Source organism: Pseudomonas sp. S1(2024), from assembly GCF_046557535.1.
Window position 1 is genome coordinate 45,846 of the sequence record NZ_JBKGFP010000072.1, and the last position, 15,115, is coordinate 60,960.

Consider the following 15,115-nt stretch of genomic DNA (forward strand, 5'->3'; position numbering starts at 1 on the left):
GATGAGCTTCGGCGCCGATGAAGAAATCCTCCAGGATTTCCTGGTAGAAGCCGGCGAAATTCTTGAGCAACTGTCCGAGCAACTGGTCGAGCTGGAAAGCCGGCCCGACGATGCCGACCTGCTCAATGCGATCTTTCGCGGTTTCCACACTGTAAAAGGGGGCGCCGGCTTCCTTCAGCTGAACGAGCTGGTGGAGTGCTGCCATATCGCCGAGAACGTGTTCGACGTCCTGCGCAAAGGTGAGCGCCGGGTCGACGCGGAACTGATGGATGTGGTGCTCGAGGCACTGGACACGGTCAACAGCATGTTTGGCCAGGTGCGCGAGCGCGCCGAAGTGACCCCGGCTACCCCCGAGCTTTTGGCGGCGCTGTCGCGCCTGGCCGAGCCGGGGGGCGCCGTGGCCGTTGAAGCGCCTGCCGCCGCAGCACCGGCACCGGTTGCCGAAGCGCCTGCCGAGGAGCAGGACATCACCGACAGCGAGTTCGAACAGCTGCTCGATTCGCTCGATGCGGTCAAGGCGCAAGCTGCGGCCGACGAGCAGATGCAGGGCGAGACCGTGAGCGGCGAAGGTGACGAAATCACCGACGCCGAGTTCGAGTCGCTGCTCGACCAGTTGCACGGCAAAGGCCAGTTCAGCCCCGAGGTTGCCGCGCAGCCGGTTGCCAGCGCGCCGGAAGTGGCCAGCGACGAAATTACCGACGCCGAATTCGAATCGCTGCTGGACCAGTTGCATGGCAAGGGTACCTTCCAGGCCGATGCCTTGCCCGGTGCCAAGGCGCCGGCGCCTGCTGCAACTGACACCAGTGCAGCCAGCGATGAAATCAGCGAGCACGAGTTCGAGGCGCTGCTGGACCAGTTGCACGGCAAAGGCAAGTTTGGCGGCGACGTGGCCGCCGTCGAAGCCCCGGCTGCAACCAAGGTGCAAGCGCCGGCTGCGGCCAAGGCCGACTGCCAGCCTGTGGCCAAGCCAGCAGCAGCTACTGCTCCGGCACCGGCGCCGGCGCCTGCCAGCAAACCTGCCGCAGCACCCCGCGCCCCGGCCCCGGCCGCCGACAAGCATGGCGCCAGCGAAGCGGAAACCACCGTGCGGGTCGATACCGCGCGCCTGGACGAGATCATGAACATGGTCGGCGAACTGGTGCTGGTGCGTAACCGTCTGGTGCGCCTGGGCCTTAACAGCGGTGACGAGGCCATGTCCAAGGCCGTGTCCAACCTCGACGTGGTCACCGCCGACCTGCAGACCGCGGTGATGAAAACCCGCATGCAGCCGATCAAGAAAGTCTTCGGCCGCTTCCCGCGCCTGGTGCGTGACCTGGCCCGCCAGCTCAAGAAAGAAATCAACCTGGAGCTGGTCGGCGAAGAGACCGACCTCGACAAGAACCTGGTCGAGGCCCTGGCCGACCCGTTGGTGCACCTGGTGCGCAACGCCGTCGACCATGGCGTGGAGATGCCCGAGGAGCGTGAAGCCTCCGGCAAGGCGCGTACCGGCCGCGTGGTGCTGTCGGCCGAGCAGGAAGGCGACCACATCCTGCTGTCGATCTCCGACGACGGCAAGGGCATGGACCCTAACATCCTGCGCGCCAAGGCCGTGGAAAAGGGCCTGATGGACAAGGATGCCGCCGAGCGCCTGAGCGAGTCGGACTGCTACAACCTGATCTTCGCCCCGGGCTTCTCGACCAAGACCGAGATTTCCGACGTGTCCGGTCGTGGTGTGGGCATGGACGTGGTGAAGACCAAGATCTCCCAGCTCAACGGCTCGATCAACATCTTCTCGGCCAAGGGCCAAGGCTCGAAGATCGTCATCAAAGTGCCGCTGACCCTGGCGATCATGCCCACCCTGATGGTGATGCTGGGCAACCAGGCGTTTGCCTTCCCGCTGGTCAACGTCAACGAGATCTTCCACCTCGACCTGTCGCGCACCAACGTGGTCGACGGCCAGGAAGTGGTGATCGTACGCGACAAGGCGCTGCCGCTGTTCTACCTCAAGCGCTGGCTGGTCCAGGGCCAGGTGCACGAAGAGCAGCACGAGGGCCACGTGGTGATCCTGTCGGTCGGCACCCAGCGCATCGGCTTTGTCGTCGATCAACTGGTTGGCCAGGAAGAAGTGGTAATCAAGCCGCTGGGCAAGATGCTGCAGGGCACCCCGGGCATGTCCGGGGCCACCATCACCGGCGACGGTCGCATCGCGTTGATTCTCGACGTCCCGAGCATGCTCAAGCGTTACGCCGCGCGGCGTATTTGATTTCGGTGGCGCACCCTGGCGGGTTGCGCCGCCTAATGGAGTGTTTATGGCAGTCAAGGTCCTGGTGGTGGATGATTCCGGTTTCTTCCGCCGCCGCGTCTCGGAAATCCTCTCGGCGGATCCGACGATCCAGGTAGTGGGTACCGCGACCAACGGCAAGGAAGCAATCGACCAGGCGCTGGCGCTGAAGCCCGATGTCATCACCATGGACTACGAAATGCCCATGATGGACGGCATCACCGCGGTGCGGCACATCATGCAGCGCTGCCCGACGCCGGTGTTGATGTTCTCGTCGCTGACCCATGAAGGCGCCCGTGTCACCCTCGATGCGCTGGATGCCGGTGCGGTGGATTACCTGCCGAAGAACTTCGAGGACATCTCGCGCAACCCCGACAAGGTCAAGCAACTGCTGTGCGAGAAGGTGCATACCATTTCCCGCAGCAACCGCCGTTTTGGCAGCTACGCCAGCCATGCGCCGGTTGCCGCACCTGTACCCGCGCCAGCAGGCAGCGGTCACGCAGCTGCCAGCAGTTTCGCCAGCCCGGCAGCGGCGCGCACGCCTGCGCCTGCCCGTGCAGCGGCCCCGGCAGCGGCGCCAGCGCATTCGCCGGCACCCAAGCGCAAGCCATACAAACTGGTGGCCATCGGTACCTCCACGGGCGGCCCGGTCGCCCTGCAGCGGGTGCTGACCCAGCTGCCGGCCAACTTCCCGGCGCCGATCGTACTGATCCAGCACATGCCAGCGGCGTTCACCAAGGCCTTTGCCGAGCGCCTGGACAAGCTGTGCCGCATCAGCGTCAAGGAAGCCGAGGACGGCGACATGCTGCGCCCGGGCCTGGCCCTGCTGGCCCCAGGTGGCAAGCAGATGATGATCGACGGCCGTGGCGCGGTGAAGATCCTGCCCGGTGACGAGCGTCTGAACTACAAACCGTGCGTGGACATCACCTTCGGCTCGGCGGCCAAGTCGTATGGCGACAAGGTGCTGTCGGTGGTGCTTACCGGCATGGGTGCCGATGGTCGTGAAGGGGCGCGCCTGCTCAAGCAGGGCGGCAGCACGGTCTGGGCCCAGGATGAAGCCAGCTGCGTGATCTATGGCATGCCCATGGCCATCGTCAAGGCCAACCTGGCCGACGCGGTGTACAGCCTGGACGAAATCGGCAAGCACCTGGTGGAGGCGTGCGTCTGATGGACGTGCTCAGCCTGATCGGCCTGATCCTCGCGTTTGTCGCCATCGTCGGTGGTAACTTCCTCGAAGGCGGCCATGTCGGCGCCCTGATCAATGGCCCGGCGGCACTGATTGTGCTGGGCGGCACCCTGGCGGCGGCCTTGCTGCAGTCGCCGCTGTCGTCGTTCAAGCGTGCCTTGCAGATTCTGCGCTGGATCCTGTTTCCGCCACGGGTCGACCTGGCGGGCGGGATCGACCGCGTCGTCAACTGGAGCCTGACCGCGCGCAAGGAAGGCCTGCTGGGCCTGGAAGGGGTGGCCGACAGCGAGCCTGACCCTTATGCGCGCAAGGGCCTGCAGCTGCTGGTGGATGGTGCCGAGCCGGAGGCCATCCGCAGCATCCTCGAAGTCGACTTCCTGACCCAGGAAAGCCGTGATATCCAGGCCGCGAAGGTGTTCGAGAGCATGGGCGGCTACGCGCCGACAATCGGCATCATCGGTGCGGTGATGGGCCTGATTCACGTGATGGGCAACCTGGCCGACCCGTCGCAGTTGGGCAACGGCATTGCCGTGGCCTTTGTCGCGACCATCTACGGCGTGGCCAGCGCCAACCTGGTGCTGCTGCCGATCGCCAGCAAGCTCAAGGCCATCGTCATGCGCCAGTCGCGCTACCGCGAGATGCTGCTCGAGGGCCTGCTGTCGATCGCCGAGGGTGAGAACCCGCGCTCGATCGAGCTGAAGCTGCAAGGCTTCATGGAGTAACCCATGCGTCGCCGTCGTCATACCGAGGAGCACGAAAACCACGAACGCTGGCTGGTGTCGTACGCCGACTTCATTACTCTGCTGTTCGCCTTTTTCGTGGTGATGTACTCGATTTCCTCGATCAACGAGGGCAAGTACAAGGTCATTTCCCAGGCCTTGCTCGGGGTGTTCAACGACCCCGAGCGCAGCATGAAGCCGATCCCCATCGGTGAAGAGCGGCCGCTGAGCGTGCGCCCGGCCGAGCCGTTGGTGAAGGACAGCGAGCAGACCGATGCGGGCCTTGGGGCGACCAGTATCGACCCGCTGAAAACCATCAGCGATGACGTGCGCGATGCCTTTGGCGACCTGATCAAAAGCGACCAGATGACTGTGCGCGGCAATGAACTGTGGATCGAGATCGAGCTCAATTCCTCGTTGCTGTTCGGCAGTGGCGATGCCATGCCCAGCGACAAGGCGTTTGCGATCATCGAGAAGGTGGCCGGCATTCTCAAACCGTTCGCCAACCCGGTGCACGTCGAAGGCTTTACCGACAACCTGCCAATCCGCACTGCGCAGTACCCGACCAACTGGGAGCTGTCTTCGGCTCGGGCGGCAAGCATCGTGCGCCTGCTGGCCATGGAAGGGGTCAACCCGGCACGCATGGCCTCGGTCGGCTATGGCGAGTACCAGCCGGTTGCCAGCAACGACACTGCCGAAGGCCGTGCGCGCAATCGACGCGTGGTGCTGGTGATTTCGCGCAACCTCGAAGTGCGCCGCAGCCTGACTGGCTCGGGCAGTGCCAATGCCACGCCGGATGCTGCATTGCGCCGGGCTGGCACACAAAGTGCACCGGCAACGCCAGCAACGGTGGCGGGGCAGTGATTCGTCAATTCCCCGACGCTGCCACGAACACAAATTTGAAGGCAGTACTGTCCCCTGTGGGAGCGGGCGAGCCCGCGGATCAGGCGATGCGGTGAATGGCACCGGCTGCGCCGGTGTTCGCGGGCGCGCCCGCTCCCACAGGGATCGCGCCAGCTTTCCGATGTTGAGCAAGACAGTTGCCCCAGCAGTGTCCCTGCCAAATCAATAGATAGAGTTTGCTTGATGAGAGTCTGGGCAGTAGCCAATCAAAAAGGTGGCGTCGGCAAGACCACCACTACCATCGCCCTGGCCGGCCTGCTGGCCGAGGCCGGCAAGCGCGTGGTCGTCGTCGACCTCGACCCGCACGGCTCGATGACCAGCTATTTCGGGCACAACCCCGATGCCCTGGAGCACAGCTGCTACGACCTGTTCCTGCACAAGGGCGCGGTGCCCGAGGGCCTACCGGGGCAACTGCTGCTGCCCACCAGTGACGAACGCATCTCGCTGTTGCCGTCGAGTACCGCGCTGGCAGTGCTGGAGCGCCAGTCACCGGGGCAGAACGGCCTGGGCCTGGTAATCGCCAAGAGTCTGGCGCAGCTGTGGCAGGATTTCGACTATGCCCTGATCGACAGCCCACCCTTGCTCGGTGTGCTGATGGTCAATGCCCTGGCAGCCAGCCAACAGCTGGTGATTCCGGTGCAAACCGAATTTCTCGCGGTCAAGGGCCTGGAGCGCATGGTCGGGACCCTGGCCATGGTCAACCGCTCGCGCAAGCAGGCGCTGCCGTACCAGATCGTGCCGACCTTGTTCGACCGCCGCACCCAGGCCTCGCTGGCCACGCTCAAGCTGCTGCGTGACACCTACGGCCAGCATGTGTGGCAGGGCTACATCCCGGTGGATACGCGCCTGCGCGATGCCAGCCGCAAGGGCGTCACGCCCTCGCAATTCGATAGCAAGAGCCGCGGTCTGGTTGCCTACAGGGCGCTGCTCAAGCACCTGCTGACCTACAAGACTACGGCGCAGGTGGCCTGATGACCCAGCCCCGGCAAACCAGTACCCGGCCACAGATGGCCCTGCAGTCGTACCTCGACGGCCTGCTGCAGGACGCCACCGAAGCCGAAGACTTGTTCGAGGCGCCAGCGGCGGCGGACGAGTTCGCCGAAGCGGTGCGCGAAGAGCAGGTGCGTGATGCCTTGCAGCAAGCCAGGCCAGCGTCAGCCGAAGCAACCGGCAGCCCCGCACCACGGCTGTTCGCCGAGCCCAGGCTGGCGGTGCTGCCCCAGGTGATGCCGGTGGAGGCGCCGGTAGTGACGGTAGTCGAGCGCGAAGTGGTGGCCGAGGCCAGCATCCCGGTGCTGGTCGAGGAGCAGACCGTGGAGCCGGCCGTGCCGCTGGTGGACGTACACCTGCCGGCGCCGCAGGTGCCCGAGCCCCCGGCCACGGTCGATGGCCGCCCGGCCTGGGCCGCCGAGCCGTTCGAATGCCTGCTGTTCGACGTGGCGGGCCTGACCCTGGCGGTGCCGCTGGTGTGCCTGGGCTCGATCTACACCCTGGCCGGCCAGGAACTGACACCACTATTCGGCCAGCCGGATTGGTTTCTCGGCATCCTGACCTGCCAGGCCGGCAACCTGAAGGTGCTGGACACCGCGCGCTGGGTGATGCCCGATCGCTACCGCGATGATTTTCGCCAGGGCCTGCAGTACGTGATTTCCGTGCAGGGCTACGAATGGGGGCTGGCCGTACACCAGGTCAGCCGCTCGCTGCGCCTGGACCCGTCCGAGATCAAGTGGCGCAGCCAGCGTGGCCAGCGCCCGTGGCTGGCCGGCACGGTTATTGAACACATGTGTGCGCTGCTCGACGTCGCTGCACTGGCCGAGCTGATCGCCAGTGGTGCGGTCAAGCAGATGCACGCCAAACAGAAATGACACCGAACACACCGCCTGTGGCGGATTTTGAGGGTAGGGGAATGAAAAAGTCGTCTGCACAAGGTTCCGAAGATCCGATCCTGCAATGGGTTACCTTCCGTCTGGACAATGAGTCCTACGGCATCAACGTGATGCAGGTGCAGGAAGTGTTGCGCTACACCGAGATCGCCCCGGTGCCGGGTGCACCAAGCTACGTGCTGGGCATCATCAACCTGCGCGGCAACGTGGTGACCGTGATCGACACCCGCCAGCGCTTTGGCCTTATGCCGACTGAAGTCACCGACAACACCCGTATCGTCATCATCGAGGCCGACAAGCAAGTGGTCGGTATCCTGGTCGACAGCGTGGCCGAGGTGGTCTACCTGCGCCAGTCCGAGATCGAGACTGCGCCGAACGTGGGTAACGAAGAGTCGGCCAAGTTCATCCAGGGCGTGTGCAACAAGAACGGCGAACTGCTGATCCTGGTCGAGCTGGACAAGATGATGACCGAGGAAGAGTGGTCCGAGCTGGAGAACATCTGAGTTGATCCTAGAGGTTGCTGTCATCTTCCTGGCGCTGGTCTGGGCGCTGAGCCTGTGGTTTTTTCTCAACTACAGCAAGCGCCAGCGCGAGCTGGCTGCGCAGCAGGCAGCGGGTGACGCGCTGCGTGACCAGCGCATCAAGGACCTGGCCAAGCGCCTGGACGATTACCAGAACGGTACCGTGCGCATGGGCGAGGCGCTGCATGACTTGCGCGTGGCGGTTGCGCCGCTGCCCGACAAGATCCAGCAACTGGAACAGCGCGACCCGCACAACGTCACCTTCACCCAGGCGGCCAAGCTGGTGGGCATGGGCGCCAGCGTGGCCGAGCTGACCGAAAGCTGCGGCCTGACCCAGGCCGAGGCAGAACTGATGAGCAAGCTGCATCGCGGCAACTGATTGCCATGAGTCTTGTGCGGCCCCAGGCACAGCGGCCGCGCAAGCCCGTCCGGCAGTCAGTAGCCCTGTGCGTTCCCCACCATTGCGACCTCTTCCAGTGGCCGGCACTGGGTCATGTTCGGCTCCAGGAATGGTTGCCACCGACGGTGGCGAACCGGTTCAGGGGCAGGAGCGTACGCACCGAATCGCGCATGCGTGGCAGATCGACGAACCGGTAGGCATTGATGCGCGGCATCCCATAGAGATTGGTGAGCTGGCGCAGGATGCGCAGGCTCGGCAGTTGCCGATCGACCACGTCGCTGAGCAGGGCAGGGCCGGTGAGGTAGCTCAGGCGGCTGGCATACTCATAGAAATTCCCCGGGTCTTCAGCCAGGCTGGGCTTGCTGTCGTAGAAGTCGCGATTGAGCTGGTAGCGTGCGTACATCTCTTCGGAAATGGCCTCCAGGGTGGGGTTGCCGGGGTGGCTGCCGATAAGGCTGGAGTTGTAAAGGCTGTTCATGCCCATCTTTTCATTGGACATGGGCGGTACCAGCAGCAGCCCATTGGCGTCCGTGCTCAAATCGACCTGATCGATGGGTTCACCGGCGGCACCTACCGGTTGGCCGTCGATGATCAATGAGTATTCGCCTGGCGCGAGCAAGGTGTCATCGACATCCATGTACAAGCCACCTTCGTGGTGCAGCATCGGGTAGCGCAGCACATCGCATGCCGATGCATAGTTGCGGGCAACGCCGCCGTTGCCATCCAGGGCAGCGTCGTACTGCGCGTAGTACCTGCTTTGGCGGAAAGCCCTGAAGAAGGCCTGCTCTTCCAAGGGCAGCACCTGCAAACCCGGGGCATGACTGGCCAGCAGCTCCAGGTTTTCGGCATAGGCCTGCTGGGCAGTGCTGGAAAGGAACAACCGCATGCTGTATTCGCTACCTTGCAACCGCGCTGCGTTCTGGCCCAAGTTGGCCAGCAGCTCCGGGCCGATGATCTGGTCACCGACCCACAGGCAGGAGATGTGCTTGGGTATTGGCCAACTGCCTGGCGCTCTGGCCGGCACCTGTAGCGGCAATGGCAGGTCCACGCCCAGCGCCCGCAGGGTACGACTGCGCATCGCATGGGTAACCACGCGCCCTTGTGGCGCGGGGCGCAGGTTCCGGCTGCCGGGTACCGCCACGAAGCCGACAGGGTCGACCTGGTTCAGGTCTTCGGCCCGAATGAATACGTCCCGCTCCATGTCGTAGATCACCCTGGCGTTGTAGCCATCGATGTTCGCTGCCAGGGTGTCTGGCTCACCATCGTACTGGGGTGTACGAATGACGGCGTCGGCAACTGCCTGGTCAGCGTCCTCCAGTGGCTCTATCGGGTCGGTGATATGGAAGTAGCTTGCGCCCTCGGGCTCCGGGAAGCGCGGTGGCGAGAGCGGGCTCAGGGGGTAGCCGATCTGTTCATTCAGCCGCGTCGGCGGCGCGAAACCTTCGACCTTGAATTCGAACAACGCCTGGGCCCTTGCGGCAGCGCCTGCCGCCAGGGGCAAGGCGTTGAACAGGCCCCAGGTGATGTTGCCGATGCCTTCCTGACGCTGCTGCAGTGACTTGCCGTTGATTGCCTGGTCGAGCCCCAGGCCAAGCTGGGCGATACCGCCGACGGCCAGCAGCGGCCCCAGGCCGGGTACTACCAGGCACAGTGGCGCCAGCAGATTGAGCGTTGTGGCCAGGTAGCCACGCCACCTGGCCTTGATGACTTCGCTGTCAGCCGTGATAAGAAACGCGGCATCGTCGTAGCTGCGCTGACGCTGGCGCTCGGCCAGTGCCTGGAACAGGTCGCCCTTGATTTTGGGGTTGTACTTGGCTGGTCGATAATTGACATAGGTCTGCGGCGGCCAGGTACCGTCGTCGTTGAAATAGCCGTGTTCGGGCGGCAGCAGGTGCCGTTCAGGGTAGGCGCCCAGCCCCTCCATGGCAGTGTCCAGGCCGCTGAAGTCGAGGCCTTGCGGGCAATCGGCCAGGCGAAAGTGCTGTTTCAGGGCCTGGCGCCTGGTCGGGTCTTTGCATTGTTCACCGACCCAGGCCTTCAATTCTCGTTCGCTGCTGAACGTCAGCAACGGTGAGCTGTTGCCAGGTACGTACAGCACCGTCAGGTCGGTGGCGGGGTCGTTCAGGTACAGCAGGTCGGTCGCTGCATAGCCGTAGATGCTCAACGTGCTGCGTCGCAGCCTGTTGCGCCGTGGCATCAGCCCGGCCGCTTGCCAGACCAGTTGCCGTGCAGGTTCGCTGAGGCTGCCCTCGCTGACCTGTCTGTTGCAGGCTGCGATGAAGTTGAGCTTCAGCGCCAGCCTGTGGCTGTGCAGATGGTCACGCCAGTAGGCATCGAGCGCCGCCTTGAAAGGCTGCTGGAAATCCAGGTTGTTGATGAACTGCTGGAAGGCTTCGGCGCTTACCGGCAAATGGGTGGAAGCGTCGTAGCGTTGCGCGGTAGTGCGCCGGAACAGTCCGTTGAATACCTCGAAGGGTGCCCCGTAGTGATTGAAGGCGGGGGCCGGGAGGGTGTCCACCAACCGTATCGGACCTGCGGGTAACGCACCGGCCCATGGTGCTTGCAGCAGCTTGCCGAACACGTCACTGGCCGACTCGCCCTGCCAGTTGCCCAGCAGTGCCTGGGTCAGGCTGGTGCGCTGGCTGATTGCGGCCAGCTGGCCACCTGCGCCATCCGAACAGTAGTGGAGGGTAACGACGTCGAGCTGGTCCGGGTCCAGGTCATGGCCTTGCTGCGCAAGCCATTGGCGGATGGCGCGGTTGGCCTCACGATCGGGGCGGGGCACATGGCCAAGGTGGTCTATAACGTAATGCGTGCCCATCACGTTGATGCGGGTCGAATGCATGGGGGGTATACCTTGCGCTGAGATGAGGTCGGCAAGGTTGAAACAGGGGCGCGGGAAAACGGTGGTAGATATTTCGGTACAGGACCTGACCGGTCTCATCGCACCTGGCCTCGGTCGCTGATGGCATTTTGCATGTATGTCACTATCCTTCCGTTTCCTGTCCGGTTCCCTTCTTACCCGGCGTCTTACTTAAACGTTTAAATCCCTGCCTGTACGCACAAGGGATTTACGCAATGAACACCCTCTCTTCAAAGCAGTTGGCCCCCGGCGAACCACAGTTGCAGTGGTTGCGCCAGGCTGACAGCCATACCGCGCCAGCCATCATGCAACTCATCAACAGCACAGTTGGCGATGGCGGTGTTCTGGGTTACGAGCACGAGATGTCTGCCGGGCAGAGCGTCGAATTCACGGCCTCGCTGCAAGAGCGCATCCGTGGCGGCGATACCCACGTCCTGCTCGGCCAGGCAATGGCAGGGCCGGCATGCCTGGTCATCCTTTCGCGCAGCAGCATGCCGAACTGCCGGCATATTGCCGACCTTAGCAAGGGCGTGGTGCATCCGGCCTATCGCGGGTCCGGCCTGGTGGCACGGGCTTTCTGCGAAGTCGTGCGCTTGTGCCAGGCCCAAGGTATCGAGCTGTTGACCCTGGATGTGCGCGAGGGCACTCGTGCACACCGGTTATGGCAATCCTTCGGGTTTCAGACCTACGGCGTGCTTGACGACTACGCGCGGGTCGATGGCGTGAAGCATCGCGGCCATTACATGGCCCAGACCGTGGAAAGCCTTGCGCTGCGACTCAACCTGCACTGAATTGCCCTTCATTGACCCCGCCCGCGGTCATCCCCGTCAACGGCAACTGCTCATTCACCCAAGGAACGCCCCAATGGCCTTATCTACTGCAGATTTTCGCGATCAGTTGGAGCAGAAACTGCACCACCATCTGACCTTGTCCCACCCGATATTCGAGGAATTGCTTGCGCCTGAGGGCAACCGGCTGCTGCTGCGCAAGGTCGCGCTGCAAGGCTACCAGCTCACCAAGTATTTCCTGACTTATGTCGAGCACTTGTTCTTTCATTGCCCGCTGCCCGCCCACAAGCGGGCATTGATCACCAATTGCTTCGAAGAAGAAACCGGCCGGCTTTCGCGCACCGATAACCATGTCGTGCTCATGCAGAACTTCCTGCGGGCGCTCGGTATCTCCGATGCCGAGCGTGATGCCGAGCAACCGCTGCCAGCCACCCGGGAGTTGATCGATTTCCGCCTGCAGGCGGTACGGGACCCGGCGCGTTATCACATTGGTGCAGCAGCAGTGATGATCGCCAGCGAGGGGCAGAACCTCGAGACCGTCGCTGGAGATGCACGGCACGTGTTGCTGGGGCGAGCCTATGGCCTGACCGAACAGGACCTGCTGTTCTTCTCGGTGCACCAGAAGGAAGACGTGGGCCACGTCAATGAAGGCTTGGACCTTGTCTCGCAGTTGTGCACCACCGCGCAGATGCAGGAAGAGGCGTTGCAGGCGGTAGACCACACATGCCGGCTGTTCTACGCAATGTACGAAAACATGTACCAGGCCTATTGCCGAGCTCCGCAAGCCGAGGCGGTGTAATGCCCACACGATAAGGATTGGCCATGAAACAGAAATTCAGCTCTACCTTGATCGTCTCGGTGCTGGTAGTCGGCTTCGTGGTGATGTTTCTGTCCAGCGCATTGAAAGGGTTGTACCAAGTCTACTTCGTCGACCTGGCCTCGCACTTTGGCGAGGGGCGCGCAGCCTTGGCCACCGCAGGATCGCTGTTCGTCCTGACCATTGGCCTGGTGTCGCCCGTGGTGGGGTGGCTGAGCGACCGGGTTGGCCCCTTGAGCACGGTGGCCCTGGGCAGTCTCAGCGGCGGGGTGGTGCTGCTGGGCTTGACCTTCGCCGGCACGCACCTGCTGGTGTTCACCCTGGTGTATGGCCTGCTTGGAGCCTTTGCCCTTGCGGCGATGACCTATGTACCCATGGGTATTCTGGTCGATCGCCTGGTCGCCGAACGGTTCAAGGCATTCGCTTTTGCATTCGTCACCAACGGCACGTCCATCGGCTTCATCGTGCTGTCGCCGTTGTGGATCATGCTGCAGCAGAGCGTGCCCTGGCAGTCGGTGTTCTCTTGGGTTGGCCTGATCTTCCTGGTGCCTTTGAGCCTGGCGCTGTATTGGGTATCCCGCACCGTGCCGCTGAAGCCCGACCCGCAGGCAGCAAAGGTCAGGCATCCGGTGATGTTTCTGCTGCGTGACCCGCGCTTCTTCGTGCTGGCGCTCAGTTTCGCCAGTTGTGGTGCCACCATGGCGTTCATCGATGTTCATCTGGTGTCGTTCTGGCAGGGTGAGGCGCTGCCCAGTTCGGTGCAGGCCAGCGGCCTGAGCCTGCTGGGTGTGCTGGAACTGGTCAGCGGCCTGCTGGCGGGTTGGTTGGCCACCCGCTACAACAAGGGGCTGCTGTTGATGATGTTCTACCTGCTGCGAACCGCTGCGGTCATCGTGTTGTTGACCACCCCAGGCCCCCTCGGGACTTATGTGTTCGCTGTGCTGTTTGGCGCCAGTTACCTCGGAACGGTGGTGCTCACGTCTGCCTTCTGCTTCGCGCTGTATGGCGCCGAAATCAAAGGCAAGGTGTTTGGGATGCTGTTCCTGGTACACCAACTTGGCGCGTTGGTGGCCACGCAGCTGGGCGCACTGGATTTCGACCGGCATCAAAGCTACCAGCTGACCTTGGCCGGCCTGGCCACGGCCACGGCGGTGGCTGCCCTGGCATCCTTGTGGCTGGTAGCGGTTCGCCCTTCAAGCGAAACCCTGGCCACTCAACTCGCCGAACCTGAATAGTCCACCGATCAATTGCGCATTGTTCAATGCAAACAAGGAGGCGCATAACCATGCAATCGACCGTGATTGGCCTGGATGATTTCAACGCAACTGATTTCAATGCAACCAGGGCGTTGCATGCTCACCGGGTCAGCGACCTGTCCGATGTGTTCTGTGAGCCGTTGGCCATGACGTCCGCCTATACCTTCGCTTCAGCCAAAGAGGCATGCGAGCGCTTCAGCGGCCAGCAGCAAGGCAATGTATACAGCCGGTTCACCAACCCGACCGTCCAAGCGTTTGAAAGCCGTGTGGCAGCGCTCGAACGCGCTGAAAGCGCAGTGGCGTTCGCTTCTGGTATGGGCGCTTTCACCGCGCTTTGTCACGCCTTTCTCCAGCAAGGCGACAACATCGTCTGCAGCCGGGACGTGTTCGGTACTACGGTCAATGCCTTCAGCTACTACATGGCCCGCTTCGGGATCGAGGCCCGATTCGTCGATTTGACAGACCTGGCGCAGTGGAAGTCAGCAATCGACGGCAGGACCCGCCTGGTGGTGTTGGAGTCGCCCTCCAATCCGCTGCTGAAAATCGGTGATATCCGCGCCATAAGCATGCTGGCACATGAAAAAGGGGCATTGCTGGTGGTGGACAACACCTTGCTGACCCCGGTTTTTCAGCGGCCACACACACTGGGAGCGGATCTGGTCATCCACTCCGCTGGCAAGTACATGGATGGCCAGGGGCGTGCATTGGCGGGCGTCGTGACCGGTTCGCAAAGCCTCCTGCAGGTGTTGCGGGGTGTTCTGCGTACCTTGGGCATTTCTTGCAGCCCGTTCAACGCCTGGCTGCTGCTCAAAAGCCTGGAAACCCTCGAAGTCAGAATGATGCGGGCGCAGGAGAGCGCCTTTGAGCTGGCACGCTGGCTTATGGATCAGGACCTGGTGACTGCAGTCCATTACACCGGCCTTGAACACCACCCCCAGCATGCATTGGCGTGCCGCCAGCAGGACGGCCATGGCGGGCTATTGGCTTTCGAGATCGTCGGGGGCCAGGCCGCAGCCTGGCAATGGATTGACGAACTGCGTTGTGTGGCGCGCTGTACCAACATCGGCGACACCCGCAGCATGGTCACGCATCCGGCCACAACCACACACGGGCGCTTGGACGCACAGGCACGCCAACAGGCGGGTATCACGGATGGTTTGATCAGGTTGTGTGTCGGCCTGGAGCGTGTTGACGATATCAAGGCCGACCTGCAACAGGCCTTCCAGGCCGTGTCCTCGCAAAGGTCCATGGCAGCGACGGCCGGCCGTGCCCGGAACGCGGTGTTCAATGGCTGAACTGCTTGCTTCAGGATTCGGCATCGGCGTGTTCGCCGTGGGGGTGCAGATCCTTGCATTGATCGCGGTGTATGGCACGGCCTGCGCGAAGGAGGTGCGTTTTTATGCCGTGGCTTTTGTGCTGGCGAGTTGCGTGATGACAGGTATGGCGATGCTCGACCCGTTGGCATTCACCCAAAGGCATGTTGATGGCCTGGCACTAATGACGATGTGCGGCTGATGCC

General features: G+C 63.0%; 14 protein-coding genes. 13 read left to right on the top strand and 1 reads right to left on the bottom strand.

The genetic code is table 11. From position 1 onward, the window contains the following. The first annotated feature begins 1 nt into the window (after window position 1). From ACLCGK_RS20280 to ACLCGK_RS20315, 8 genes are all read left to right on the top strand, one after another. Window positions 2-2,242 (top strand): chemotaxis protein CheA, encoded by a 2,241-nt coding sequence (locus tag ACLCGK_RS20280; protein ID WP_410952760.1) that lies wholly within the window; start codon window positions 2-4, stop codon window positions 2,240-2,242. Between the two features lie 46 nt (window positions 2,243-2,288). Further along, window positions 2,289-3,428, top strand: coding sequence for a chemotaxis response regulator protein-glutamate methylesterase (locus ACLCGK_RS20285; RefSeq protein ID WP_013973581.1), 1,140 nt, complete (start codon window positions 2,289-2,291; stop codon window positions 3,426-3,428). Beyond that, the gene (locus ACLCGK_RS20290; RefSeq protein WP_013973580.1) at window positions 3,428-4,168 is read left to right on the top strand and encodes a flagellar motor protein; all 741 of its coding nucleotides are present in this window, start codon (window positions 3,428-3,430) and stop codon (window positions 4,166-4,168) included. Before ACLCGK_RS20285 ends, ACLCGK_RS20290 begins: the two co-directional genes overlap by 1 nt. 3 nt (window positions 4,169-4,171) lie before the next feature. Continuing rightward, window positions 4,172-5,029 (top strand): flagellar motor protein MotD, encoded by an 858-nt coding sequence (gene motD / locus ACLCGK_RS20295; RefSeq protein ID WP_013973579.1) that lies wholly within the window; start codon window positions 4,172-4,174, stop codon window positions 5,027-5,029. 222 nt (window positions 5,030-5,251) lie between these two features. Further along, the gene (locus ACLCGK_RS20300) at window positions 5,252-6,040 is read left to right on the top strand and encodes a ParA family protein (protein ID WP_410952761.1); all 789 of its coding nucleotides are present in this window, start codon (window positions 5,252-5,254) and stop codon (window positions 6,038-6,040) included. Next, window positions 6,040-6,933 carry a CheW domain-containing protein gene (locus tag ACLCGK_RS20305; protein WP_410952762.1) on the top strand — a complete coding sequence of 298 codons (894 nt, stop codon included), beginning with the start codon at window positions 6,040-6,042 and terminating at the stop codon, window positions 6,931-6,933. Before ACLCGK_RS20300 ends, ACLCGK_RS20305 begins: the two co-directional genes overlap by 1 nt. Window positions 6,934-6,974: 41 nt before the next feature. Then, window positions 6,975-7,454 carry a chemotaxis protein CheW gene (locus ACLCGK_RS20310; protein WP_003254393.1) on the top strand — a complete coding sequence of 160 codons (480 nt, stop codon included), beginning with the start codon at window positions 6,975-6,977 and terminating at the stop codon, window positions 7,452-7,454. A gap of 1 nt (window position 7,455) precedes the next feature. Continuing rightward, a complete protein-coding gene (locus ACLCGK_RS20315; protein ID WP_015271199.1) occupies window positions 7,456-7,851 on the top strand; it encodes a DUF2802 domain-containing protein in 396 nt (131 codons plus the stop codon). A 112-nt stretch (window positions 7,852-7,963) separates the two neighbouring features. Here the strand turns inward: ACLCGK_RS20315 and ACLCGK_RS20320 are convergent, their stop codons facing one another. Continuing rightward, window positions 7,964-10,717 carry a dermonecrotic toxin domain-containing protein gene (locus ACLCGK_RS20320; protein WP_410952763.1) on the bottom strand — a complete coding sequence of 918 codons (2,754 nt, stop codon included), beginning with the start codon at window positions 10,715-10,717 and terminating at the stop codon, window positions 7,964-7,966. 233 nt (window positions 10,718-10,950) lie between these two features. Between ACLCGK_RS20320 and ACLCGK_RS20325 the strand changes: the two genes are divergently transcribed. From ACLCGK_RS20325 to ACLCGK_RS20345, 5 genes are all read left to right on the top strand, one after another. Beyond that, entirely contained in the window at window positions 10,951-11,526 is a 576-nt protein-coding gene (locus tag ACLCGK_RS20325; RefSeq protein ID WP_085721213.1) for a GNAT family N-acetyltransferase, read from the top strand. A gap of 73 nt (window positions 11,527-11,599) precedes the next feature. Then, window positions 11,600-12,322 carry a TenA family transcriptional regulator gene (locus tag ACLCGK_RS20330; RefSeq protein ID WP_410952764.1) on the top strand — a complete coding sequence of 241 codons (723 nt, stop codon included), beginning with the start codon at window positions 11,600-11,602 and terminating at the stop codon, window positions 12,320-12,322. Between the two features lie 23 nt (window positions 12,323-12,345). Continuing rightward, window positions 12,346-13,575 carry an MFS transporter gene (locus ACLCGK_RS20335; protein WP_410952765.1) on the top strand — a complete coding sequence of 410 codons (1,230 nt, stop codon included), beginning with the start codon at window positions 12,346-12,348 and terminating at the stop codon, window positions 13,573-13,575. 50 nt (window positions 13,576-13,625) lie between these two features. Continuing rightward, window positions 13,626-14,891: an aminotransferase class I/II-fold pyridoxal phosphate-dependent enzyme gene (locus ACLCGK_RS20340; protein WP_410952766.1), complete on the top strand. Its 1,266-nt coding sequence runs from the start codon at window positions 13,626-13,628 to the stop codon at window positions 14,889-14,891. After that, window positions 14,884-15,111 carry a hypothetical protein gene (locus ACLCGK_RS20345; RefSeq protein ID WP_410952767.1) on the top strand — a complete coding sequence of 76 codons (228 nt, stop codon included), beginning with the start codon at window positions 14,884-14,886 and terminating at the stop codon, window positions 15,109-15,111. The genes ACLCGK_RS20340 and ACLCGK_RS20345 overlap by 8 nt, the downstream gene beginning before the upstream one ends. The last annotated feature ends 4 nt before the right edge of the window (window positions 15,112-15,115 follow it).